Below are 409 nucleotides of genomic sequence, written 5' to 3'. Positions count from 1 at the left end.
AACACCAGCGCTGCCAATGTCGCCAAGAGGAACGCAGCACCAAAAGCACCGATTGCTCTTAGGTTTCCGATTTCCAGGTTCTGCTTGAACCAGCGAACTTGCGCCTGCGCATACCAGACTGTGGCAGCGGCCATTGTTACTAAGCCAGCCAGCAGGCCCTGTTGATGAGGCATCGATACGAAATCGAGACCAAGCACGAGCATGAAGACGAACGGAGCGGCGACATAACACTGGCCGAAGAACGGCGAGCGAAGCGTATGCCGCGTAATTCTGGCCTTCTTCCAGCGCAACAGTGCGACAGCCATGCACAGGGGATAGATCCCAAAAATCACGCCACGCGCGATCAGCAGGTTGGAAACTGATCCGAGTTCCTTGGATCCAATTCCGGGATCGTAAACAGACGGCAATG

General features: G+C 55.3%; 1 pseudogene. It reads right to left on the bottom strand.

The annotated features are described in order from the left end of the window. Positions 1–409 (bottom strand): annotated as a pseudogene (locus tag NDO48_RS30595) (permease); the annotation flags it as partial.

Origin of the sequence: Aminobacter sp. MET-1 (assembly GCF_026521175.1) — a bacterium.
Lineage (GTDB): Bacteria > Pseudomonadota > Alphaproteobacteria > Rhizobiales > Rhizobiaceae > Aminobacter.
The sequence above is the reverse complement of the archived record's forward strand: the minus strand, read 5'-3'. Positions and strand labels throughout refer to the sequence as shown.